General features: G+C 41.8%; 28 protein-coding genes and 2 pseudogenes. 23 read left to right on the top strand and 7 right to left on the bottom strand.

Translation table 11 applies throughout. From position 1 onward, the window contains the following. The first annotated feature begins 182 nt into the window (after window positions 1-182). Window positions 183-536, top strand: a complete 354-nt coding sequence (locus B3Q46_RS15630; RefSeq protein ID WP_171284712.1) for a hypothetical protein — start codon at window positions 183-185, stop codon at window positions 534-536. A 54-nt stretch (window positions 537-590) separates the two neighbouring features. On the opposite strand, the gene B3Q46_RS15625 is transcribed toward B3Q46_RS15630, so the two are convergent. Both B3Q46_RS15625 and B3Q46_RS15620 read right to left on the bottom strand, forming a co-directional pair. After that, window positions 591-1,028, bottom strand: coding sequence for a GNAT family N-acetyltransferase (locus tag B3Q46_RS15625; protein WP_286716656.1), 438 nt, complete (start codon window positions 1,026-1,028; stop codon window positions 591-593). After that, window positions 1,022-2,242 (bottom strand): class I SAM-dependent methyltransferase, encoded by a 1,221-nt coding sequence (locus B3Q46_RS15620; protein WP_286716654.1) that lies wholly within the window; start codon window positions 2,240-2,242, stop codon window positions 1,022-1,024. The genes B3Q46_RS15625 and B3Q46_RS15620 overlap by 7 nt, the downstream gene beginning before the upstream one ends. 101 nt (window positions 2,243-2,343) lie before the next feature. On the opposite strand from B3Q46_RS15620, the gene trhA reads away from it, so the two are divergent. The 3 genes from trhA to B3Q46_RS15605 all read left to right on the top strand — a co-directional run bounded on the left by trhA (window position 2,344) and on the right by B3Q46_RS15605 (window position 5,003). Then, on the top strand, window positions 2,344-2,988 hold the full coding sequence (gene trhA, locus B3Q46_RS15615; RefSeq protein WP_286716652.1) for a PAQR family membrane homeostasis protein TrhA: 645 nt from the start codon (window positions 2,344-2,346) through the stop codon (window positions 2,986-2,988). A 142-nt stretch (window positions 2,989-3,130) separates the two neighbouring features. After that, complete coding sequence (locus B3Q46_RS15610; protein WP_180003873.1) at window positions 3,131-4,447, top strand: MFS transporter; 1,317 nt, start codon at window positions 3,131-3,133, stop codon at window positions 4,445-4,447. A 142-nt stretch (window positions 4,448-4,589) separates the two neighbouring features. Further along, window positions 4,590-5,003 (top strand): hypothetical protein, encoded by a 414-nt coding sequence (locus B3Q46_RS15605; protein ID WP_004785218.1) that lies wholly within the window; start codon window positions 4,590-4,592, stop codon window positions 5,001-5,003. Between the two features lie 21 nt (window positions 5,004-5,024). Here B3Q46_RS15605 and B3Q46_RS15600 read toward each other — a convergent pair whose 3' ends face one another. Next, the gene (locus B3Q46_RS15600; RefSeq protein ID WP_004785220.1) at window positions 5,025-6,035 is read right to left on the bottom strand and encodes a metallophosphoesterase; all 1,011 of its coding nucleotides are present in this window, start codon (window positions 6,033-6,035) and stop codon (window positions 5,025-5,027) included. A gap of 101 nt (window positions 6,036-6,136) precedes the next feature. On the opposite strand from B3Q46_RS15600, the gene B3Q46_RS15595 reads away from it, so the two are divergent. After that, window positions 6,137-7,771: a phospholipase D family protein gene (locus B3Q46_RS15595; RefSeq protein WP_286716648.1), complete on the top strand. Its 1,635-nt coding sequence runs from the start codon at window positions 6,137-6,139 to the stop codon at window positions 7,769-7,771. A 35-nt stretch (window positions 7,772-7,806) separates the two neighbouring features. On the opposite strand, the gene B3Q46_RS15590 is transcribed toward B3Q46_RS15595, so the two are convergent. Further along, window positions 7,807-8,616 carry a lysophospholipid acyltransferase family protein gene (locus B3Q46_RS15590; protein ID WP_286716646.1) on the bottom strand — a complete coding sequence of 270 codons (810 nt, stop codon included), beginning with the start codon at window positions 8,614-8,616 and terminating at the stop codon, window positions 7,807-7,809. 190 nt (window positions 8,617-8,806) lie between these two features. Between B3Q46_RS15590 and B3Q46_RS15585 the strand changes: the two genes are divergently transcribed. The 8 genes from B3Q46_RS15585 to B3Q46_RS15550 all read left to right on the top strand — a co-directional run bounded on the left by B3Q46_RS15585 (window position 8,807) and on the right by B3Q46_RS15550 (window position 13,411). Further along, a complete protein-coding gene (locus tag B3Q46_RS15585; RefSeq protein WP_265735211.1) occupies window positions 8,807-8,938 on the top strand; it encodes a hypothetical protein in 132 nt (43 codons plus the stop codon). A 76-nt stretch (window positions 8,939-9,014) separates the two neighbouring features. Next, window positions 9,015-10,355: a ribosome rescue GTPase HflX gene (hflX, locus tag B3Q46_RS15580; protein ID WP_004785226.1), complete on the top strand. Its 1,341-nt coding sequence runs from the start codon at window positions 9,015-9,017 to the stop codon at window positions 10,353-10,355. 34 nt (window positions 10,356-10,389) lie between these two features. Then, window positions 10,390-10,761: a hypothetical protein gene (locus tag B3Q46_RS15575; protein WP_286716642.1), complete on the top strand. Its 372-nt coding sequence runs from the start codon at window positions 10,390-10,392 to the stop codon at window positions 10,759-10,761. A gap of 9 nt (window positions 10,762-10,770) precedes the next feature. After that, window positions 10,771-11,445 carry an LrgB family protein gene (locus B3Q46_RS15570; RefSeq protein WP_004785229.1) on the top strand — a complete coding sequence of 225 codons (675 nt, stop codon included), beginning with the start codon at window positions 10,771-10,773 and terminating at the stop codon, window positions 11,443-11,445. 87 nt (window positions 11,446-11,532) lie between these two features. Beyond that, entirely contained in the window at window positions 11,533-11,979 is a 447-nt protein-coding gene (locus B3Q46_RS15565; protein WP_286716639.1) for a DUF2147 domain-containing protein, read from the top strand. Window positions 11,980-12,143: 164 nt separating this feature from the next. After that, window positions 12,144-12,314, top strand: coding sequence for a hypothetical protein (locus B3Q46_RS15560; RefSeq protein ID WP_286716637.1), 171 nt, complete (start codon window positions 12,144-12,146; stop codon window positions 12,312-12,314). Between the two features lie 60 nt (window positions 12,315-12,374). Continuing rightward, window positions 12,375-12,824 (top strand): DUF2147 domain-containing protein, encoded by a 450-nt coding sequence (locus tag B3Q46_RS15555; RefSeq protein ID WP_286716636.1) that lies wholly within the window; start codon window positions 12,375-12,377, stop codon window positions 12,822-12,824. Between the two features lie 140 nt (window positions 12,825-12,964). Then, complete coding sequence (locus B3Q46_RS15550) at window positions 12,965-13,411, top strand: DUF2147 domain-containing protein (protein ID WP_286716634.1); 447 nt, start codon at window positions 12,965-12,967, stop codon at window positions 13,409-13,411. A gap of 56 nt (window positions 13,412-13,467) precedes the next feature. Here the strand turns inward: B3Q46_RS15550 and B3Q46_RS15545 are convergent, their stop codons facing one another. Genes B3Q46_RS15545 through pdxA form a run of 3 tightly spaced genes read right to left on the bottom strand, consistent with a single transcriptional unit; the run spans window position 13,468 to window position 16,130 of the window. Then, complete coding sequence (locus B3Q46_RS15545; protein WP_286716630.1) at window positions 13,468-14,313, bottom strand: symmetrical bis(5'-nucleosyl)-tetraphosphatase; 846 nt, start codon at window positions 14,311-14,313, stop codon at window positions 13,468-13,470. 5 nt (window positions 14,314-14,318) lie between these two features. After that, complete coding sequence (rsmA, locus tag B3Q46_RS15540; protein ID WP_248603976.1) at window positions 14,319-15,131, bottom strand: 16S rRNA (adenine(1518)-N(6)/adenine(1519)-N(6))-dimethyltransferase RsmA; 813 nt, start codon at window positions 15,129-15,131, stop codon at window positions 14,319-14,321. A gap of 30 nt (window positions 15,132-15,161) precedes the next feature. After that, entirely contained in the window at window positions 15,162-16,130 is a 969-nt protein-coding gene (gene pdxA / locus B3Q46_RS15535) for a 4-hydroxythreonine-4-phosphate dehydrogenase PdxA (protein ID WP_005237159.1), read from the bottom strand. A gap of 536 nt (window positions 16,131-16,666) precedes the next feature. Between pdxA and rplM the strand changes: the two genes are divergently transcribed. The 10 genes and pseudogenes from rplM (at window position 16,667) to B3Q46_RS15485 (ending at window position 22,382) form a co-directional block, all read left to right on the top strand. Continuing rightward, entirely contained in the window at window positions 16,667-17,095 is a 429-nt protein-coding gene (gene rplM, locus B3Q46_RS15530) for a 50S ribosomal protein L13 (protein WP_004785249.1), read from the top strand. A 12-nt stretch (window positions 17,096-17,107) separates the two neighbouring features. Further along, window positions 17,108-17,494 (top strand): 30S ribosomal protein S9, encoded by a 387-nt coding sequence (gene rpsI, locus B3Q46_RS15525; protein WP_004785251.1) that lies wholly within the window; start codon window positions 17,108-17,110, stop codon window positions 17,492-17,494. 332 nt (window positions 17,495-17,826) lie between these two features. Further along, entirely contained in the window at window positions 17,827-18,495 is a 669-nt protein-coding gene (locus B3Q46_RS15520) for a glutathione S-transferase N-terminal domain-containing protein (RefSeq protein ID WP_286716616.1), read from the top strand. Further along, window positions 18,488-18,916 carry a ClpXP protease specificity-enhancing factor gene (locus tag B3Q46_RS15515; RefSeq protein ID WP_286716614.1) on the top strand — a complete coding sequence of 143 codons (429 nt, stop codon included), beginning with the start codon at window positions 18,488-18,490 and terminating at the stop codon, window positions 18,914-18,916. Before B3Q46_RS15520 ends, B3Q46_RS15515 begins: the two co-directional genes overlap by 8 nt. Window positions 18,917-18,934: 18 nt before the next feature. Further along, window positions 18,935-19,582 (top strand): hypothetical protein, encoded by a 648-nt coding sequence (locus tag B3Q46_RS15510; RefSeq protein ID WP_286716612.1) that lies wholly within the window; start codon window positions 18,935-18,937, stop codon window positions 19,580-19,582. 397 nt (window positions 19,583-19,979) lie between these two features. Next, complete coding sequence (locus B3Q46_RS15505; protein WP_286716611.1) at window positions 19,980-20,321, top strand: roadblock/LC7 domain-containing protein; 342 nt, start codon at window positions 19,980-19,982, stop codon at window positions 20,319-20,321. 251 nt (window positions 20,322-20,572) lie between these two features. After that, a complete protein-coding gene (locus B3Q46_RS15500; RefSeq protein WP_286716610.1) occupies window positions 20,573-21,025 on the top strand; it encodes a hypothetical protein in 453 nt (150 codons plus the stop codon). Window positions 21,026-21,102: 77 nt separating this feature from the next. After that, on the top strand, window positions 21,103-21,435 hold the full coding sequence (locus B3Q46_RS15495) for a hypothetical protein (protein ID WP_286716608.1): 333 nt from the start codon (window positions 21,103-21,105) through the stop codon (window positions 21,433-21,435). Next, window positions 21,416-21,958, top strand: a pseudogene (locus tag B3Q46_RS15490) (GTP-binding protein). Before B3Q46_RS15495 ends, B3Q46_RS15490 begins: the two are co-directional and overlap by 20 nt. Window positions 21,959-21,968: 10 nt before the next feature. Continuing rightward, window positions 21,969-22,382, top strand: a pseudogene (locus B3Q46_RS15485) (roadblock/LC7 domain-containing protein). Window positions 22,383-22,464 lie beyond the last annotated feature (82 nt).

Below are 22,464 nucleotides of genomic sequence, written 5' to 3'. Positions count from 1 at the left end.
TCAGGTTTTTTTATTTAAAGCGAACTATGGGACAGCAGTGAGCTTGACTCCTCTTTTTTTATTTCGACGCGATAAACTCTCGAAGTCTATTGCATTCAATCAATGACAGATTTTGATCCGCTTTCCAGACAATTTATGTTATAAAGTTACATGAGTTAGACATTCACGATGGGTACATGCATATGACTGATCACAGTTCACCTGAAAAATCACCTTGGGGTTGGAAAGCACTGATTATCTTCTGTATTTTAGGTGGATTATTCATGTTGTTTTTTTGGCTTGCGGTCAGCAATGAACCAGACTACATGCCAAGCCAGCAAAAGAAAGAAAATACCCAGCAGCATGCATTTAAGAATGCACCTGCAATGTCTCCAGAAGCTTTAGCCAAAGCACAGGCTGACCGTGAAGCTCGTCAGGCTACCTCTTCATCTCATCAGACTCATGAGATGAGCGCGGAGGAGCATAATATGTCTGCTGAAGAACATGCACAGATGGACAGTGCTAGCCATGACGAAAATACGGCTCATGGTCACTAGACAGTTCCAAGATCAAATTTAAAAAAGCGAGGTTTTCCTCGCTTTTTTATTTTTTTAGTCTTTTAAGCTGAGATACATATCTATATGTGGAATGCCGCAATCCAGATATTCTTCACCCCGCACGTCAAAACCCAAGTTCTGATAAAAGCCAATCGCATGTACCTGTGAAGAAAGCTTTACGAATTTACGTTGCTCTGCCTTGGCCTGATCAATTACAGCCCGCATGGTCTTGTAGCCGATGCCCGTACCACGTGCCGACTGTAATACAGCTACGCGACCAATACTGTGATTCTTTAATAAGCGTGCAGTCGCCACGGCTTGATCCTGTAAATAAGCCACAAAATGCGTAGAGATTGCATCCTCCGCATCCCATTCATCTTCAGGAGCAATTTGCTGTTCCTGAATAAAAACGGCTTCACGTATTACTCTGGCGTCTTGGGCTAAATCATCCCAGCTGCCTGACACGATTTTAAGATTTTTATCATCTAGCATTTAGAACCAATTCCCTGCTGATCCCACTGGTCATTCAATAACAATTCCAGTGAATGTTTTTGAATCCCATACATCTCTTTCAATGCCTGAATCTGGGCGAGAACAGCCTGATCGGGCTGTTCATAATCCTTACGTTTGGTCGCCAGAATCATTTTATTTTTACTGGTGTGTTCTAGGGCCACAAATTCAAAGACCTTGGTTTCATAACCATAAGCCTTCAGCAATAAGGCACGAATGGTATCCGTTAGCATTTCGGCTTGCTGCCCAGCGTGAATGCCAAACTGCAACATTGGCGACAGCACTTTCGGACTCTGTAATTGCGGTCTTAACTCTTTATGACAACATGGAGCACACATGATGATCTGTGCATTCAGGCGTATACCGCTATGGATCGCAAAATCAGTCGCCACATCACAGGCATGCAGAGCGATCATCACATCCAGACGTTCCGGTTCATAGGTACGCACATCACCCTGGAAGAAATCCAATTGATTAAAACCGGATTGCTGCGCGACACTCTGACAGAATTCGACCATTTTCGGATTCAGCTCTACGCCGGTGACATAGGGCGTCCGACCATGTTTTTGCATATAGTCATACAGCGCGCAGGTTAAATATCCCTTACCTGAACCGAAATCGACGATACGTAATCCTCGTTCCTGTGACTGGATTTGTGCCAGTGCGCCTGAGAAAATCTCGACAAATTTATTAATCTGTTTCCACTTACGTGCCATGCTCGGAATGATCTGGCCTTGCTGATCGGTAATTCCTAAATGCTGTAGGAATACACTGTCCTGATCGACATAACGCTGCTTGATCCGGTCATGGCCTTGTTCGGCTTTTGCCTTTGTAGAAACTGGTTTAGCTTTACTTCGTGTCAGCATGGCCTTTTTCTTATTTTTCTTCAGCTGTAATTCTTCCTGATCGGTAAACAGGTTAGCTTGCTTGCAACAGGCCAATAATTCCGTTATTTGAGCCAAGGCTTCATTCAAAGGATAGTTTTTGGTGACATCCTGAGTCTTGTATCGATAGACACAGCTCAAGACTTTCTGCTCATTGAGCGAAATGACTCTAAAGGTCATTTTTTCCAATTGTTCAAGTTCACCTTTATACTGACTCAAGATCAGACGATCAAAATGATCAGTTTCAAAAGCTTGCTGAAAAGCCTCCAAGAATTGTTGTTCCTGAACCGAGAGAGAAGTCGATGTCGACATAAGAAAAACCTGATATGAATTGCTGATCAAGTTTAATTGTTCTTAACTTAAAAGCAAAATTGAATTATTATACAAGTGTATATTTAAAAAGAATGACAATCATGCAGAATGCTCCCCTCGTTCCAGATTATGATCACAATGAGGAACGGATTAATTACACTAGTCATGGCCTCGGTGCTGCGCTGGCTTTGATTACCGGTATTTTATTGATTATTAAAGGCTCTTATTTGAGTACCGGACAATGGATTGGCCTTTGGGTCTATGCTTTCAGCATGATTCTGCTGTTTTCCGCTTCGATGCTCTACCATATGTCTACTGCTGCTGACCGACGCTATTTTTACAAAAAAGTTGATCATACGGCAATTTACTACCTGATTGCAGGTACCTATACCCCGTTTCTATCGATTGCGATTCCAACAGCCAAAGCCCAGTATTTACTGATTGCCTTATGGGTGATTGCTGTACTTGGAACACTATTCAAGTTCATTTTCATCAACCGTTTCCAGAAACTTTCTTTAGTCGCTTATCTGGTCATGGGATGGCTTGCACTACTGGTTATGGACGATATGCAGCAGTACTTAAGTGCTCAATCTTTAACCTTTCTGATCATTGGTGGCTTAGCATACACCGTAGGTGCATTGTTTTACGCTTTAAAAAGAGTAAGATATACCCACGCTATCTGGCACATTTTTGTATTGATAGGCGCAGGATCACATTTTCTGTCTATCTATCTTTACGTGATTTAATCATCTCATTTCTCCATTTCAGTGACCCTGAGCGAGTTGAAACGAGAAGATTGCAGTTGTTTTTTTAAAAAATTACGCCTTTTTTAAAAAGATTACGCTTTTAAAACTAAATTTTTTATTTTTAGTAAGTGTAAGGTTATTCATGGCGTCTTCAGATTCTATCGCTGTAACAGAAACTACAGCAACCAATTCAAAATTTCGTGTTTTAACAGCAAGTTTAGTGGGCACTACAATCGAGTTCTTCGATTTCTATATTTATGCCACAGCTGCCGTTATCATTTTCCCTTATCTGTTCTTCCCTACAAGTACAGATCCTATGACTGCGACTATTCAGTCGCTGGCAACCTTTGCGATTGCCTTTATTGCCCGTCCAATCGGTGCTGCACTCTTTGGTCATCTGGGAGACCGGATCGGACGTAAAGCGACACTGGTCGCGGCCTTGTTGACCATGGGTCTTTCTACCGTTGCCATTGGTTTATTGCCAACTTATGCACAAATCGGTATTGCTGCGCCATTATTGCTGGCTCTTTGTCGTTTAGGCCAGGGCCTTGGTTTGGGTGGTGAATGGTCAGGTGCGGTTCTATTGGCAACTGAAAATGCGCCAGAAGGCAAACGTGCCTGGTATGGTATGTTCCCGCAACTTGGTGCACCAATTGGCTTCATTCTGGCAACAGGCTCATTCTTGACCCTTGGCGCATTCATGTCTGAAGCAGAGTTCATGCAATGGGGCTGGCGTATTCCATTTATCTCTAGTGCCCTACTGGTGATTATGGGGTTATGGATTCGCTTGAAATTGCATGAAACTCCTGCATTCCAGAACGTGTTGAAAAAGCAGAAAGAAGTGAATGTACCCTTTTTCGAAGTATTCAAAAAGCATTCTAAAATGCTGGTATTGGGTACCATCGCTGCGATCTGTACATTCGTAGTGTTCTACCTGACGACTGTATTCGCGTTACAATGGGGTACCAAACAGCTTGGCTATACACGTGAAGAATTCCTTCAGCTACAGTTAGTTGCAACTCTGTGCTTTGCCGCGTTCATTCCACTTTCAGCAGTTCTTGCAGAAAAATTCGGTCGTAAGACAACTTCAATCGCAGTATGTGTGGTCTCTGCTATTTTCGGTATCTTCTTTGCCGATATGCTTGAATCAGGCAGTACGCTGGTGGTGTTCTTCTTCTTATGTATCGGCCTAGCGATCATGGGTCTAACTTATGGCCCGATTGGTACCGTATTGTCTGAAATCTTCCCGACTTCAGTACGTTATACCGGTTCTGCCCTGACCTTTAACCTGGCAGGTATTTTTGGTGCATCTTTCGCGCCATTGATTGCAACAAAACTGGCAACAACTTATGGCTTGTCTGCAGTAGGTTATTACCTCACAGCAGCTTCTATCCTGTCATTGCTTGCATTCTTGCTGATCCGTGAAACTAAAAATGATGATGTAAACAATCAGATCTAAGGATCTTGACAGATTAAGTTATCTCAATCAAAGCCAGCAGTTCATGCTGGTTTTTTTATGATTTCGCAACAAAAACTTGCTACTTCTTTGCGGATATTTCGGGAACAATCAAATAAATAAAGCCAGAGAATGAGGCAGAGTGATGCAGGATCTTATTGAGCAACTTACTCAAGAACAGCTGGTAGATATTGTGATTCTGCTAGAGGATGATAAAAAACTGGAAGCCATTCGCTATATCCGGACGCATACAGCTTTAGATGAATCACAGGCGATACAGGTCATTAATGAAATTGTCCGTGAACATGATCTGGCGCTGAATCGAGACAATAAAGGCAATATTGGCCCACGGTTCACTGATGATGCAGATGAAAATATTCCAGTGGTAACTACACCTTTGGAAGTTCCAGATCATCCCAACCTGAGCATCGCCAAAGATACTGAGGTAGCTGCACAGCAAGTCGGCAAACGCGTACCCGGCCGTGAGATTGAAAAGAAAATCTGGATCACCGCAGCCGTTATTTTACTGATTATTATTGTGCTCTGGTTGCTGCTTTAGCAGCATTAAATGAATCCTTTTTTATACCAATTCGATAATATCAATGGTTGGTGGTACGCGAAAACGAAATGGCACGCCCACCATACCCGTTCCCACAGTCACAAATACATCTGCATGTTCATGCCGGTATAGACCTTTTTTATGGCCCAGAATGGAGACCTTTTTCATCACATAATCCGTCAGCCAAGGTAACTCGACCTGTCCGCCATGCGTATGCCCAGAAAGCATCAGTGGTCGTGTTGGCAATTTCGGCACCATATCCACGGTATCTGGATTATGTGACAGAATCACCCAAGGTTTGTCTTGAGGCAGATCCGGCATTGCGCGCATATCGGTTTTTCCAGCCCAAAGATCTCCTACGCCTAACAGACGAAATTCGTCAAACTCGACAATCTGCCCTTCAATGTCCATAACCTGATTCACTTCCAGCGCATAACGAAGCAATTCCTGAATAGGCGGGCCAGGATACTGTTCATCATGATTTCCTGTCACCGAATATACTGGCGCATGAATTTCTTTCAAGACCGCCAGCTCCTGTGCCAGTTTATTTTCAGGTTCATAGGTCCAGTCCCCTGCGACCACCACCAAGTCCGGTTTCAGATGATTCAGCTTATGCACAATCTGTCTTAACTGACGTTCATGTCCGGAAAACAGACCAATATGTAAATCTGCAATCAGGGCAATCCGTACCGGCTTTTTAAGTTTCTGTTGAGGATTGATTTGATAAGGCGTGGTTTCAACCCGAATCAAATGCGGCTCGATAAAACGTGCATAACTGAGTACTGCACTAATCACGAAAATAAAAATAGACTCATGAATCGAATAGTAGCCTATCCATCCTGCATAAATACTGAAGAACACCAACGGAATCAGCAAATAGGCCAGATAGAAAGCCAGCAGGTGACAAAACGCTTTAAAGGGATGAATGGTTTCTGTACGCGACTGACTCGACCAGGCCTGATACACTGCCCAAACGGCAAGAATGGCCATGCCTAGATAAAAATAAAAAAGTACGGAACTTGTATCCCACATAGATTTGCCTTGTCGAGTCGAGGAGCTGATTAGTGGCTTTATATTTATCTTTTCATAGCTGGCAATTATACTCAATCCAAATTTTTCAGTCTTTGATGTTTATGGTAAATGCTCCCCACGCTTCCGCTCACTCAAAACCTTCTGGCTTATCAAAAGCTTACCGCTATAAAGCCAGCATTTTACTGAGCTGCAGCCTGGTACTCGGCATTCCTGCTTGCAGTACGCTGCCTCCGCAAACTGAACAACCTAGCCGGATGGCATTTGAAACGGATACCTCGCAAACCAGTCTGGCCCAGATTGTTGAGCCTTTACGTCGGCAGAATATTGGCCTGACCGGTTATCACGTGCTGCCAGATCCGCTTGAAGCACTCGCTGCACGTATCCAGCTGATTAATAAAGCTGAACGTAGTCTGGACCTCCAATACTACATTTGGGACAATGACCGTATTGGTGCATTGGCCTTGCATGCCCTCATTCAGGCAGCAGACCGTGGCGTAAAAGTCCGTTTATTGATGGATGATAACAATGCCAAAAAAATGGAAGGTATTTATCTGGCGCTGGATCAGCACCAGAATATTGAGGTCAAACTGTATAACCCCTACCGTTTCCGTAAATACCGCGCCATGGATATGCTGCTGGATCTAAAACGGATCAACCGCCGCATGCATAACAAAAGCTTTATTGCCGATAACCAGATTGCTCTGATTGGCGGCCGTAATATGAGTAATCAGTATTATAACGTCAGTGACAGTTATCAGTTTTCTGATGTAGATGTGATGTTAGTCGGTGCTGCTTCTGATGAAATCATTCATTCTTTTGATGAATACTGGAATGATGATTATGCCTATCCAGTTCGGCAGATTGTTAATCCTCGCCATCACACGCTACGCTTCCCGAGCCTGAAACAGCAGCTGGAAGAATATAGCCATGATACTGCAATCCAGAATTACCTGAATCTGGCCAATCGTTCTCAGGCTTTCGATAAATGGCTGGAACACAACATTCAACTCGATTGGGTGGAAGCTGAAGTTGTCAAAGACCCGCCAAGTAAAATCAAGTCAAAGGCTAAAACTGAAGATCACTTGAACTTCCAGCTATTACAACATCTGGAAAAACCGGAAGAAAGTGTGGATATCGTGTCGGCCTATTTTGTACCGGAAAAACAGGGGGCAGAACGTCTCAAGAAACTGGCTTCAGAAGATGTCAAAGTCCGAGTACTGACCAACTCTTATAAGGCCAATGACGTGCCGCTGGTCCATGCCTTTTATGCCAAATATCGTCAGGAACTGCTAGAAAATGATATAAAACTTTATGAGTTTTTGGCCGCGCCAGATGCCGACAACCTGAATGCCAATACTGAAGAGCTGGCACAAAAAGCGAAAGTCAGCTTAAAAGGCCTGAGCCGCTCCAGCCTGCATGCTAAACTGATGGCCATTGATCAGAAACAGGTATTTATCGGCTCTTTTAATTTCGATCCGCGTTCGGCTTATTTGAATACTGAAATTGGCGTATTGCTAAATAGTCCTAATCTGGCCCGTGCGGTACATGAAACCATGGACAAAAACTTAAGCAAGTATGCCTATAAGTTGGTTCTGGATGCCAACCAGAACATTAACTGGAAAATCCGCAATGCCAAAGGTGAAACAAAGACCTTTAAAAAAGAGCCGGGAATGAAGTGGTATCAAAAAGCCTCTATAAAATTCCTGTCGATACTCCCAATCGAAGGTTTTATGTAATGAATATCTCTGAGTATTTCTATTAAAAAAGCCTCTTAATGAGGCTTTTTTAATACTTTGGCTTGCAACCTTTGCAAACCCTCCAGCATATTTTCATGCACTAGTGCAGTTAGGCTTTCTACTGTATGTCCTTCGGTCGCAATTGCCGGCAAGGCCATCAGATGAGCTGTTACTTTAGGCATTTCCAGAACATTTTGTACATGTTTGGCAAAACTGATGTTCCCAATAAAAGGCGCCACCATATCCAGCTCACCCTGCTGATTTACATAACAGATCAGGCAGATTTGTACGGGACGTTGCGCTTCAATCGCTGCCCCCAGAATACGTCCATAAATTTTTTTAATTGAGCGTCCATCAGATGTGGTTGCTTCAGGAAAAAACAGGACCGGAATATTCTGCTTCAGGAAGCCGGTAATCTGTTCACGGATTCTGACCGAATCTCCTGAACCACGCTTGATAAATAAGGTGCCACCGCCTTTAGCCAGCTTGCCCAAAATTAGCCAATTTTCAATTTCAGCTTTGGCCAGAAAAAACACTCGCGCGCCTGAACCCAAAACGGCGATATCCAGCCAGGATACATGATTGCTCACCCATAATGCAGGCTCACGTGAAATCACGCCATGGACCTGAACCTCGATATTAAACACCTTGCACAACTGGCGACAGAAATACTGCACATATCGGGTATTGTTCGGGTTATTCGGGTCTTTATACAAACCGTGACGGTAAACCAGATAAAACCCCTGGCTGATGGCTGCTAATGCAGAAGTCGTTTTTCTTGTATAAAGAAAGAATTTTGCTAAACCTTGTATCTCAGGTGATTGATTTTGTACAGTCGAGTTCATAAAAAGATCACTAAATCCTAAACAAGATACAGGGAATATCCACGAATTAAACCCATTTTATACTGTTCATGTCCAACTTGCATTGATAATAAAAAACGACCAAGTACATCTATATTTCCAATTTAAATTCATTAAATGAATTAAATAAAATAAATCAATCGAAATATTAGATTAAAAAAGGATGCTCATCATGCAAGATGAAACAGTTAAATCAGCTGAGATGATTCGGCTCTTAAAAGTATTAAGCTATATCTTGGGTGGTACCCTGTTATATACGGCGTTGCTCGTAACACTTGCACAACTGTTTGTCACGGCACTCTAAAACAAAGCTCGCTATTTCAGTATCTGTAAAGTTCATTTTCAACTAAAATGAAGTTTTCAACTGGAGATTGGCCTGAGTGGAATATTTTGAGCAACATCAGGGAAAAGAACGCGTCATACTGGTCAGTGTGAGCGTACAAATGCTGGATGACCTTGATGCTGAAGAGTTTCATCTGTTAGCTCAATCTGCAAATGCCGAAATTCTGGAACATCTTTTTGTTCAACGCTTAAAACCGGATGCCAAATTCTTTGTGGGTTCAGGAAAAGCAGAAGAAATTGCTGAACGGGTCAAAGAACTCGATGCTAATCTGGTCATCTTCGATCATGCACTGACACCTGCCCAAGCACGTAACCTGGAAAATGTGGTGCATTGCCGGGTAGTCGATCGTACCGAACTTATCCTCGATATCTTTGCACAGCGTGCCCGCACCTATGAAGGAAAACTGCAAGTTGAGCTGGCACAATTACAGCATCTATCTTCACGACTGGTTCGTAGTCGTACCAATCTGGATAGCCAGAAAGGCGGGATCGGTCTGCGTGGTCCGGGTGAAACCCTACTAGAAACAGATCGCCGTTTATTGCGTATCCGCATGGGACAGCTTAAAGCCAAAATAGAAAAAGTCCGTCAAACCCGTATTCAGGGCCGTGTTGCACGCCAAAAAGCGGCTGTTCCAACTGTGTCTTTAGTAGGTTATACCAATGCGGGAAAATCTACCTTATTCAATATTCTGGCCGATAGCGATGTTTATGCAGCTGACCAACTATTTGCGACTCTGGACCCAACTTTAAGGCGCCTGCAATGGGACGGCGTCGGCAATCTGGTACTGGCAGATACGGTAGGTTTTGTGCGTAATCTTTCGCACTCACTGGTTGAATCTTTTAAAGCAACTCTGGAAGAAACCGTTGAAGCCACTCTGCTTTTACATGTGATCGATTCCAGCAGTCTGGAAATGCTTGAACAAATTGAAGCCGTTGAAAAGGTGCTCAAGGAAATTGGCGCTGACGTTCCAGTTTTAAGGGTTTATAATAAAATTGACTGTAGCGGTGAGGATGCCAAAATCATTTACCGCCAGCCCGGTCAGCCTGAACGGGTCTATGTTTCAGCACATAGCGGTGAAGGTTTGGATCTATTACGCAAAGCTGTGCATGAAGCATTAATGGGACAGATTCAGCACTTTGAACTGGTATTGAAACCTGCCTATGGCAAACTGCGCAATCAACTTTATGCGCTGAATGTGATTCAGTCCGAACATTATGACGATGAAGGTCAATTGCATATCAATGTAAGGATTGCACCTCCGAAGCTGGAACAATTGATCAAACAGGCACATTTACCGATAGAAGAAATTCTGGGATCTCAAGCACTTCAATTCCAGCGTCCACTTGAAGAGTTTGAAATTCGGCCTAAGATCGAGTAAAACTTGATAAGTAAACTTTTAAATGATATCACCAATGAACTGGATAAAACATATTGACTGGCCAGCATGGATCGGCACTCTCCTCTTAATTATTGTATTTCGTGAAGCTTCAGTCTGGCTAATGACCCAGCTAGATCACCCGGAACTGGGCAATCTGGTCGGACTCATCAGCCTGCTAATCACCTTATTTGCCTGGCGCTATTTTGGCAAAATTCCAGCGCGTCTGGTGGATACCAATAACAAGTTAATGAAAGAAAGTGCCTTCGCTTTTTTACCAATTAGTGCAGGCGCGCTGATTATGCTGATGCATATGGGACAAAAAATTCCGGCCTTTATGCTGGTGTTATGCCTGAGCACTCTGCTTCCTCTTTGGATCTACGCCAAAATGGCAAAACGCTGGTTATAGGAGTCGCACATGTTTTCTGTTCTTTATGGCTTTGCGATTACCTTAATTGCTTATCTGCTTGCTAAACCCTGCAATCGTGTTATTCCGCAAATTCCTGTGATTGTGTTTAGCATGTTCTTGGTGCTGGTGATTTTATTGGTGCTCGGTATTCCTTATGAGCATTATATGGATGAAGTCAATCCACTGTTTAACCATTTGCTCGGTTATGTCACGGTTGCACTGGCGATTCCACTAGCGGCCATGCGTTATGATGATCTGCCGCTGAAAGCCATTATTGGAATTCTCGTTTTTGCCAGTATCAGCGCGGTCGCCTTACCGATGGGCCTCGCCTATTTGCTACATATGTCTTCTGGTGACATTATGGCCTTTGCCACCCGTGCAGTCACAACACCAATTGCAATTAATATTGCAACCTTACTGGAGGCACCTGTTAGTCTGGCCATTCTGATCGTCATTTTGTCTGGCGTAATTGGTGCAGCATTTTCACCATTTATTTTACGACATATCAATGATGAGCGTGCTTCAGGTCTGGCTCTAGGTCTAGCAGCACATGCGATTGGTACAGCTCAAGCCTGGCAGCGTGGTAGTGTTGCCGGACGTTATGCTGCGTTTGGCATGGCAGTGAATGCCGTTTTTACTGCGATCTGGTTGCCAACTTTTATACTTTATCTGCAAAAAATGTGACTCATCAATCAATATTTAACGTTTGTTTCTGAATGAAACTATTCTTACTATAGGGAAATAAAGAATTTTTCACTCAGGAACAGACCTATGAAAAAGGTTCAATTATTATCCGTTTTAGCCCTGACCTTTTTCAGTCATCTGGCTTTCGCTTCTGATATTTCAGGTACCTGGAGAAGTATTGACGATAAAACAGGATCCGCCAAAGCGATTCTGGAAATTCGTGAAACTTCAAATGGTGTTTATACCGCCAAAATTACCAAGATTACGCCTCGTCCTGGCTACACACCGCGCGAAACCTGTGTTTCCTGCCCTGCACCTTATACCAATAAACCGATTCTTGGTCTGGATGTACTCACCGGCTTAAAGGATGTAGGTAATAATAATTTCTCTCAGGGCAAACTGATTGACCCCTTATCCGGTAATATTTACAACACCAAAGCTAAATTAAGTGCTAATGGCAAACGTCTGACCCTACGTGGTTATGTGGGTGTTTCAGCCTTAGGACGTAGCCAGACTTGGATTAAACAAGATTAATTCATGACTTAGTGCACAGAAGCTTGCATTTTCATGCATTAAGTTGTATCAATATTAAACAGATGCTTTTTTATACAATATAAAACATGCATATAAATATAGGTTCATTTGCCTTAACAGGCTTAGCATCAAACGGATTTTGATGGGCAATATAAGGAGATAGAATGCAAGACATTACCATGTTAAAGATCTTATTGAATTTCTCTGCTTTTACTGAAAATTCAGCCACAAAGCAATTAACATCGGCATATTTCTGTCATGAGGAATCAACAGGGTTAAAGCAGATTGATCGAGCAATCTGCAACGCTCATTACTCTAAAATCAACCAAAATTAAAAAACCACACGCTTGTGTTTGGGATAGTTTGTTTCATCTATGAAAAAAGGATAAATATAAATGAATAAATCTAAATTAGGATTAATGCTTATTGCTACATTCATGACTGGGACCATTTATGCACAAGACTTGACCGGGACATGGCAACAAATCGATGATAAGACTGGTTCACCAAAAGCACTGATTGAAATCCGTCAGGACAGCAATGGTACTTATGCCGGCAAGATTGTCAAAGTAACGCCTCGTCCAGGTTATACCCCGCAAAAAACCTGTAATAAATGTCCTGCTCCTTATACTAATCAGTCAATCCTGGGGATGGACGTACTGACAGGTTTAAAACAGGTCGGTGATAGCGTGAATTATGAAAAAGGTCGTGTGATTGATCCATTGACAGGTAAAATTTACGATGCCAAGGTTCGTCTGAGCAGCAACGGCAAACGTTTAACCCTACGCGGTTATGTGGGTGTATCTGCTCTGGGTCGTAGCCAAACCTGGATTCGTCAGGAATAAGTTCACACTTTTTCTCAAAGCTGCCAAACAGGCAGCTTTTTTTATAAATTTAATTCCATGTTTTTAATTATTTATTGACTATTTGTGCAATCTTCCTAACATGTGCGGGTAATAATGAAAAGTTCTTTGGAATGATGGATATGTTAAAGAAGATATTCCTTGCCACATTGACTACAGGATTCATGATGAACCTGTGGGCTCAAGATATTAGCGGAACCTGGCAACAAATTGATGATAAAACTGGAGCAGCAAAAGCCATCATTGTCATCGAAAAAGAAGCAAATAATACTTACTCAGGCAAGATTGCGAAAATCACGCCACGTCCAGGTTATACACCACGCGAAAAATGTAATAAATGTCCAGCCCCTTATACCGATCAACCGATTTTAGGCATGACTATTCTAAAAGGCCTGAAACACGTTAAAGGCACCAAAAATTATGAAAAAGGTCGTGTCATTGATCCATTGGCAGGTAAAATTTATGATGCCAAGGTTCGTCTAAACAATACCGGCAAGCGTTTAACGCTACGTGCCAGTATGGGTGTTTCAGTTCTGGGCCGCAACCAGACCTGGATTCGCGCAGACTAATCATCAGCACAATAAAAAAGCCACGTTCAACGTGGCTTTTTTGAGCTTTAAACATTTTAAAATACCGGATTATCGACGGCAAACATTTGCTGGTCTTCCAGTCGATAAGCCATCAACTGATTACCCCAGACACAGCCACCATCAACATTCTGAATTCGCCCAGAAATGGTTTTACCCTGTAAAGCGGCCCAGTGTCCAAATACAATTTGATGGGTTGCTGCAGTTTTCGATTCAAATTCAAACCAGGGCTTAAAACCTTCTGGCATCGGATCATCCAGTGAATCTTTAAAACTATATTCCAGACGCCCTTCTGCATCAGTTAAACGCATCCGGGTCAGGTAATTCACGATACAGCGTGTACGCTCATGACCTTCTAATTCATCTGACCAGAGTGTAGGCTCTTTCCCAAACATTTCCTTTAAGAAAGTATCCACCACCTCAAAATCATCATGGGCAATAATGGCTTCTACTTCTTTAGCCAATTCAGCCGTCTTGGCTGCATCCCAGATATTGGGAATACCGGCATGGGTCAGTACCGTCTGTTCATTCGGAAACAGACACATCGGCTGTTTACGGATCCAGTCAATTAACTCATCACTGTCGATCGCATCAATCACATCACGGACATTGTCCTTGTCTTTAATCGGCTTAATGCCTCGTGCATAAGCCAACAAAGTCAAATCATGGTTACCCAGCACTGTCGCAGCGACACCATTATCAACCAACTTTTTAATGAAGCGCAACGCACCCAGCGAGTTTTCACCCCGAGCGACCAGGTCACCCGCAAACCAGATAAAATCCTGATCCGGATCAAAGCTGATTTCTTTCAGTAATGCCTTCAAGGCCTCAAAACAGCCTTGCACATCACCAATCACATAATTGTATCGAACAGTGCGAGTCATTCTTTTTAAGCTACCATTTGATCAGATAAAGCCACAAATTGAGCAAGTGTCAGGGTCTCTGGACGCGCCATTGGGTCTACACCTGCCTTTTCAAAACCATCTTCAACCAGCATGCCTTTTAAACTATTACGCAAAGTTTTACGACGCTGGGTAAATACGTGAGATACCAGACGTGCCAAAGCTTTTTCATTCTTCGCCACGATCGGTTTTACGTCATAGGGTTCTAGACGGAATACCGCAGAAGTCACTTTTGGCGGCGGATTAAACGAACCTGGTGGCACTTCAAACAAGAATGTCGGTTTGCAGTAATACTGAATCATCACCGACAAACGGCCATATTCTTTAGTATTCGGTGAAGCGGTAATACGATCGACCACTTCTTTTTGCAGCATGAAGTGCATGTCTTTAACTTTGTCACCGAATTCCAGGAGATGGAACAATAAGGGTGTCGAAATGTTATATGGCAGGTTACCAACGACACGTAGTGGACGACCTTCTTTAAATAAATTGGTAAAGTCGTACTTCAATGCATCTGTTTCAACAATCGTTAAACGCTCAGGATGCGGAACACGACCCGGCAAGCCAGCTGCCAAATCCCGGTCAAGTTCGATGACTGTTAAAGCATCACATTCACCTATTAAAGGTGAAGTTAAAGCGGCTAGACCTGGACCAATTTCAACAATATTTTCGCCTGCACGCGGATTTACGGAACGCACAATTTTGGCAATGACACGTTGGTCATGTAAGAAGTTTTGACCAAAACGCTTGCGCGTGTGATGCCCTTCATCTTTTGGGTTTAAGGCATTAATCTGATACATAGACATTTCCAACGTGTAATAAAGACGAGATCATTGACGCGCTAAATCCAGCGCCAAGTCCACAGCCACATGTAAGCTTGAGCTTTTCGCAAGGCCTGTACCTGCGAGGGAGAGTGCTGTGCCGTGATCGACAGAAGTTCGGATAAACGGTAAGCCCAAAGTAATATTGATGGCTTCACCAAAGCCCTGAGATTTTAACACAGGTAAACCCTGATCGTGATACATCGCCAGAACAGCATCGGCATCTTTCAAATTTTCAGCGGTAAATAAAGTATCTGCAGGCAGGCTCAGACTCATATTGATACCTTGAGTACGGTAAGTCTCCAGTACTGGATTGATGACTTCAATCTCTTCCATACCCAAATAACCGCCCTCACCTGCATGTGGATTTAAACCACAGACCAGAATATGCGGATGCTCGATTTTAAACTTCGATTTTAAGTCATGAATCAGGATATCAATCACCTGATGCAAGCGTTCCGGAGTAATGGCATCGGCAACTGCACGAAGTGGCAGATGGGTGGTTGCTAAAGCAACACGTAAAGTTTTAGTCGCTAGCATCATTACCACACGCGGTACACCAGCAAATTCCTGGTAATACTCGGTATGACCACTGAAATGGATGCCTGCATCATTAATGACTGACTTCTGCACTGGCGCTGTAGCCACTCCGACACTTTTGCCTGACATGGCATATTTGGCTGAACGACGCAGCTGTTCCAGTACATAAGCGGCATTGTGGCTATTTAGCTGACCTAGTACTACCGGTTCTTTTAAAGGCACATGCTCAACATAAAGCTGACCTTTTTCTGAAGAAGTCGTTTGCCCTGTGTATTCAATCAGTTCAACCAGAAGTTTTAACTGCTGCGCCCGTTGACGGAGCATATACAGATCGGCAAGTACCACCAATGGACGCTCATCAATACGATCCGCCAGACTCAAGCAGATATCTGGACCAATTCCGGCAGGTTCACCACTGGTAATATATAAAGGCAGCATGACTTTCTTCTGTATTATCAATTGTCCTTATTTTAGTACAAATTTCACAGGGAAAGTTTTAGATAAAGGTTTAGATGATGTTTATTCAAATAATACTGTACATTTCTCATTATATTAAAGAAAGATAAAACCGAGCTGACGTCAATAAACCCTATAAAGAGTTTCAGGCAATCCTCTCAACACTCGACATGTTTAGCTTTTGGCATTTTCAAAGAGGATTGTCTCAAGTTTAGAAAGCAAACCTAGGCAGACTCGAAGACAGGCCATTTGCTAAAGAAATACATATTAAAAAAACAGGTGAATCCATTCATACAAAGACGTGCCCCTAGTCTTAGGTCCGTTTTATTATTTAATGATTAATCATATGTGTTTATAGGCTAAAAATCCTACTGGTCATTCATTGAAAGACGTTGTAAAATACAGCGCTTGAAATTTTATATTTTCATTGTGGTTCTCCCGGCTTTCGGGTAGAATTCGGTCTCCTTTTGTTTGGACAGCTTCCATAGTCCAAACCAACTATAATAGGTAGTGGTTTAATGAAAACTCTCAGCGCTAAGCCAGCTGAAGTTCAACACGACTGGTACGTTGTTGATGCTTCTGGCAAAACTTTAGGTCGTCTCGCGACTGAAATCGCTCGTCGTTTACGCGGTAAGCATAAAACTTCTTATACTCCTCACGTTGACACTGGTGATTACATCGTTGTTATCAATGCTGAGCAAGTTCAAGTGACTGGTAACAAATCACTTGACAAGAAATACTATCGCCATACTGGTTTCCCTGGTGGTATTCGTGAAACTAATTTTGAAAAATTAGTTGCTCACAAACCAGAAGAAATTTTCCAACGCGCTGTAAAAGGCATGTTGCCAAAAGGTCCTCTTGGTTATGCAATGATCAAAAAAATGAAAGTGTACGCTGGTACTGAGCATCCACATACTGCTCAACAGCCACAAGTTTTGGACATCTAAGGGATACAGCACATGGCTACTAACTATGGTACAGGTCGCCGTAAGACCGCAACTGCACGTGTTTTCCTATCTGCTGGTACTGGTAAACTCGTAATCAACAACCGTTCTTTAGAACAATACTTCGGTCGTGAGACTGCTCGTATGGTTGTTCGTCAACCTCTAGAGCTTCTTGAAGCGACTGAGAAATATGACCTTTACATCACTGTTGCTGGTGGTGGTATCGGTGGTCAAGCAGGCGCTATCCGTCACGGTATTACTCGTGCACTGATCGCTTCTGACGAAACTCTTAAACCTGCTCTTCGTCAAGCTGGTTTCGTTACTCGTGATGCTCGTGAAGTTGAACGTAAGAAACTTGGTTTACGTAAAGCTCGTAAACGTCCTCAATTCTCTAAACGTTAATTCGTTTACCGAATCGGACAAAAAACCCTGGTTTATTCCAGGGTTTTTTATGGCTTGAAATTGACCAATTAGTTGGATTCTATATTTATTGTTCATGCACATCCTTACCCCATACCCCTTCATGACACCAGAAGGATTTGGTCAGATAATAATTCGCAACACCGATGATAATAAACAGAATGATTAAGCCGAAATTCATGATCATGTTGTTCTGCTCCTTTCATTTTTTTCTCTACTCTACCCTGCCTTAGTCCGATTGGCTTTTTATGCTTCGTGCTTTTTAGGTTGATTTTTAGTATCCTAGTCTATTCATTAGAACTTAATCAGGATTTATGTCAGTCGAAAGCGCGCCACTTCAAGGACTCACCTTATATAGCCATGCCGATGACTTTCGTTCCCATTGGATTCGCTACGTACTTGCCGAAAAGCAGATTAAATATAACCTGATTCTGGTCGATAGCGATGATGAAGATCTGGCCAGCCTCAATCCTTATAACCAGCTGCCCATGCTGATTGAAAATGATTTAAAATTGTTCAATACCAGCATCATTTCCGAATATATTGATGATCGTTACCGCCAGAATAAGCTCTATGCAGATGCCCCCATGCCTCGTGCGGAACAGCGGCAATATATCTGGCGTTTTGAAAATGACTGGCTCAAACTGGCCGATATCATGTTATGCCACCCAGATACCTTGGATGCTGTAGCTAAAGTGAAAGCTCAAAAACAGTTGCATGATATCCTGATTTCATTAACGCCCCTGTTCCAGCATTTTCCTTATTTTATGTCGGAACAATTCAGCATCTTAGATTGTATGCTGGCTCCCATTTTCATTCGACTCAAAAGCATGGGAGTAGAATTACCTCGACAACAATGTCGTCCATTTTATTTATATTGCCAACGAGTTTTTAGCCGTCCTGCATTTGCAAAATCTATGACCTTGCAGGAAAAAAACCGCTACCAAGAGCAAATCAAACCTGTAGAGAAACATCATGTCTGAACAAGAATTCAACTTAAGTCCTACCCGTCCCTATATGGCACGTGCAATCTATGAGTGGATTTGCGATAACAATATGACACCTTATCTGCTGGTCGATGCTACACGTCCAAATACCATGGTACCTGAACAGTTTATTAAAGATGGCCAGATTGTCCTGAATATTGTGCCGCATGCAGTTCATGCGCTGAATATAGATAATGAAGCCATCACCTTCTCAGCACGTTTTGGTGGTGTATCACGTGATATCTATGTACCGATGGCAGCAGTCCTCGGGATCTATGCACGTGAGAACGGTCAGGGATTATTCTTTGAGCCAAATGAATATGAGCATACACAAAATGATGAAGATGCTTTAAAATCAAGCACTGAAGAACAGCCTGAACCCGCAAAGAAAAAACCAACCCTAAGGTTATTAGATTAAAAATAATGGAGTAAGTGAATGGCTTTTGATTTAGTACAATATTTTGTTGAACAGATAGAAACTCAAAAGCCTGAGCTTCTACAAAGCTATACAAAAGAAGAAAGACGTAAATATATTTCAGAAATCAATGCTCTCACGTTAGGCAAACTGATTAGCGAATGGCGCAATAACCCGCAAAAAATTTATAATGAAATCAAGCATCCAGATGAACTTTATATCCTGGAAATCGTCCGTCACCTGACTACCCGAGTGGAAAACCAGTCAACTTTACCAAAACCCGAGCTGGAACAGCTCACGTCTGAAATTTTCCATTTTCAGCTGACTGAATTAAAGCAGTTACATGATACTGGCAATCATAATCAGACCAGTATCCAAGAGCTGCTAAAAGGACAAATTGAACACTTGTCTGGCCAGGCAGATGATTGGGTTTGGACAACAAATAACCTAACAGAACTCAAAGGCTCTAAACCAATTCATGAAGAAGAGCTATCATTAGAAGCATCAATGAAGGAGTTTAGCCAAATGGTTCATCAAAATAGCCAGCATCATGATGTTGAAGAAGTTGCTGTTGTAGAAACACCAACCTGGGCAAAAATCGTTGAGCCAGTGGTTGCGCTTGCGATTCTTTGGATACTGATTGATGCAGTATTACGCGTATTTGCATAAATACTTCAACCTTAAAAATTCAGTTTTACTAAAAGCCAATGAGATATTGGCTTTTTTTATTCTTTAAATTTATCAGGAAATGAAGTGAATCAATTTTCTTAACTGAAATTTTTACCTAACTAGCCCCATAATTCATTCAAAATATTTTGTTACATCTTTTTAGATTAAGGTGAGATTATAGATCATAAAATCACTTCACATATCCTTAAATAAAAAGATAAACGCATCACATAATTAAAAATTAAAAATTAAAGTAAACCATTAAATTTTATATGGTTTTTATTTTAATTGTAATTTACTTACCCATTTTTATAATTAATTTGAATGAAAAAGATAATATTCGAACTTCATCAAATACAACTAACGCATCAACTATTTTTATAACAGAGAAATAATTGTGGCTAAGGTAACCTTAGATACACTTACAGACATTGATGGTTTCGTTGCTGCAGCATTCGCTGATGGTGAAAGCGGCTTGGCTTTAGCAACTCAAGGTGGTGGCAATATCGATCGCAAACTTGCAGCAGCCGGCAATACAGAAGTGGTTCGCGCTAAACGCCGTGTAGCGAATTCATTAAACCTGAATGACTCGATTGAAGATATTCTGATTACGCTGGGAAAGCAATATCATCTCATTCGCCCACTCGAAAAGAATAACAATGTATTTCTGTACCTTGCACTGGATCGCTCTAAAGCAAACCTGGCTATGGCTCGTCATGAGCTTAAATCTTTTGAATAAGGTTTAGACTTCAGCTAATACACAGTTTTTCCCTTTATTTCATGCAATAAAGGGGATCCTTATACGCTCCACCCAATAAAATATAAACTTTAATCGAGTCTTAAAATGCATAGGCATTATATTCATATTGGAATAGCAGGTTTAAGTATTCACGATGCAGATGAACTAAAAAAACTTTACAACACATCACTCCTGACCATTTTATCCTGCAATGGAACACTGCTTCCGATCCTCATCTCGATTGCCTGTTGGTGTATAAATACTTTCTTGAAACAGAGGGTATTCAACGTGTTCTCAAAAACCAAAAATGTCCTTATTTATGCATCTCTAAAAATGCTCAATATTCGAACCAGATTATAAATAATACGCTCGCTTTACCCCTGCAAAACACACAAATTCTCAAGCACTCGTCTGAGCAAAATGTCCTTAATTCAGAAATTAGCTCAGAAATAGAAGAACCTATATTTTCACCCCCTGTTCAGATCCAGCAATCTTCTGACCATCCCTACACAATTAACTTTTTTAAAGAGATGCTTCATCCTGAAAAAGGCAAATTACATCTATATGATCAGCATGGCACCATTGCCATCATTGACTCAGCAAAAAACTTGGTTTGGTTAAACAAAGACCGGGCTGAAACAGGTACAGACTTTTCATTTCAATACGACTTCGCCTTTACTAGCGCTATTAAAAGTGACACGTAAAGAAACGCAGATTCTGCAGGACTGGTTAATGAATTTTTTCTGAGACTCGCCTAATTTTGTTCAGATCGCACCTGAAGATGGTCACTACAAAATTCACTACTGACCAAAGCCAGCTCATCCGCTACATAAAAAACGTATTTTTCAGATATCTGCCTGCTTTATTTAAGGCGGTAAGATTTCAAAAATTGCTGAGCAACATGCAATTTCTTTATTCACACTTCGACAATTTATTGCAGCCAGTATGGCTTCCGGAAATATTGAAAAAATTAATGCTTGGGAAAGTCGTTATCGCACCACTGCGCCAGTTGAAAGAACAGAACAGCAAAGTTTCATTAAAAGCTTTTTTGGAAAGCTACGATTTAAATTTGGATTTTAATAAAGTAAATACTTATGATTTTACAACAATATAAAATCGTTTTTGCGGGCTCCATGGGTGCAGGTAAAACAGCCGCAATACGTTCCTTATCTGATATACCAGTGTTACTCACTGAGGCACTGAATACTGACGACCGCAGTCATACAAAAATGGAAACCACTGTAGGAATTGATTATGATGAGATCACATTAGAAGATGAAACTAAAATTGGCCTATATGGGACGCCAGGACAAAGCCGCTTTGATTTTATCTGGCTTGTCATCTGTCAAGGCACACTAGGTGCTATTATCCTCATTGATCATACAGTGAATGATCCAATCCAGGAACTGGAAAGCTATATCGAAGTATTCCAGGAATATACCAATAATATTGCCATTGGGATTACGCACAGTGATCTTGAAATCCCTCATTTTACCCAGATTTATAAGGATTGGCTGATCTAGCAGGATCTCTATACTCCCCTCTTTTTTATAGATGCACGTCAAAAAGATGACATCTTACTTCTCTTAGAAGCCCTCATTACTTCAATCGAAGTCAACCATAACCTCATGAGCTAAGGACTAAAGCATGCTTACTATACAAGAAAGACGTCAAGCCCCGGAAGCCCTCGTTCAGCATGCCAAACAGCAAATTCAGGAGATCATTAGTGATGTTCGTGGCGTATATTATGTAATGGTCTGCTAAACAGATGGGTTTGAATTGGCCATAATTCATAAGAAAGACAACTATAACAACAGCAAACTGGCTGCGGTGAGCAGTTCGATTTTAGCGATGGTTTCTGCATTTACTAAGGAAATCCATCTTACTGGCTGTCAGAGCATCACTTTGGATGCAGAAAATGGTAAAGCTATTTTGACAGCAGTTGCAGCACCGAAGCACCCTCTTATTCTGGTTACTTTGGCTGAAAAAGACATTTTATTGGGTCAGGCCCTGTATATGCTAAAGCATGCAACACAATCCATTATCGCTGCAGATCAATAAATAGATAGATTCATAAAAGGCTTAAATTTATTTAAGTCTTTTTTATCTTGTCTTATTAAATCCCACGCATAAAAAAAGCCCC

The sequence above is a fragment of the Acinetobacter sp. UBA2581 genome, assembly GCF_002339435.1.
Classification (GTDB): domain Bacteria; phylum Pseudomonadota; class Gammaproteobacteria; order Pseudomonadales; family Moraxellaceae; genus Acinetobacter; species Acinetobacter variabilis.
Note: the sequence above shows the minus strand (reverse complement) of the source record. Positions and strands in the feature narration are given on the sequence as shown.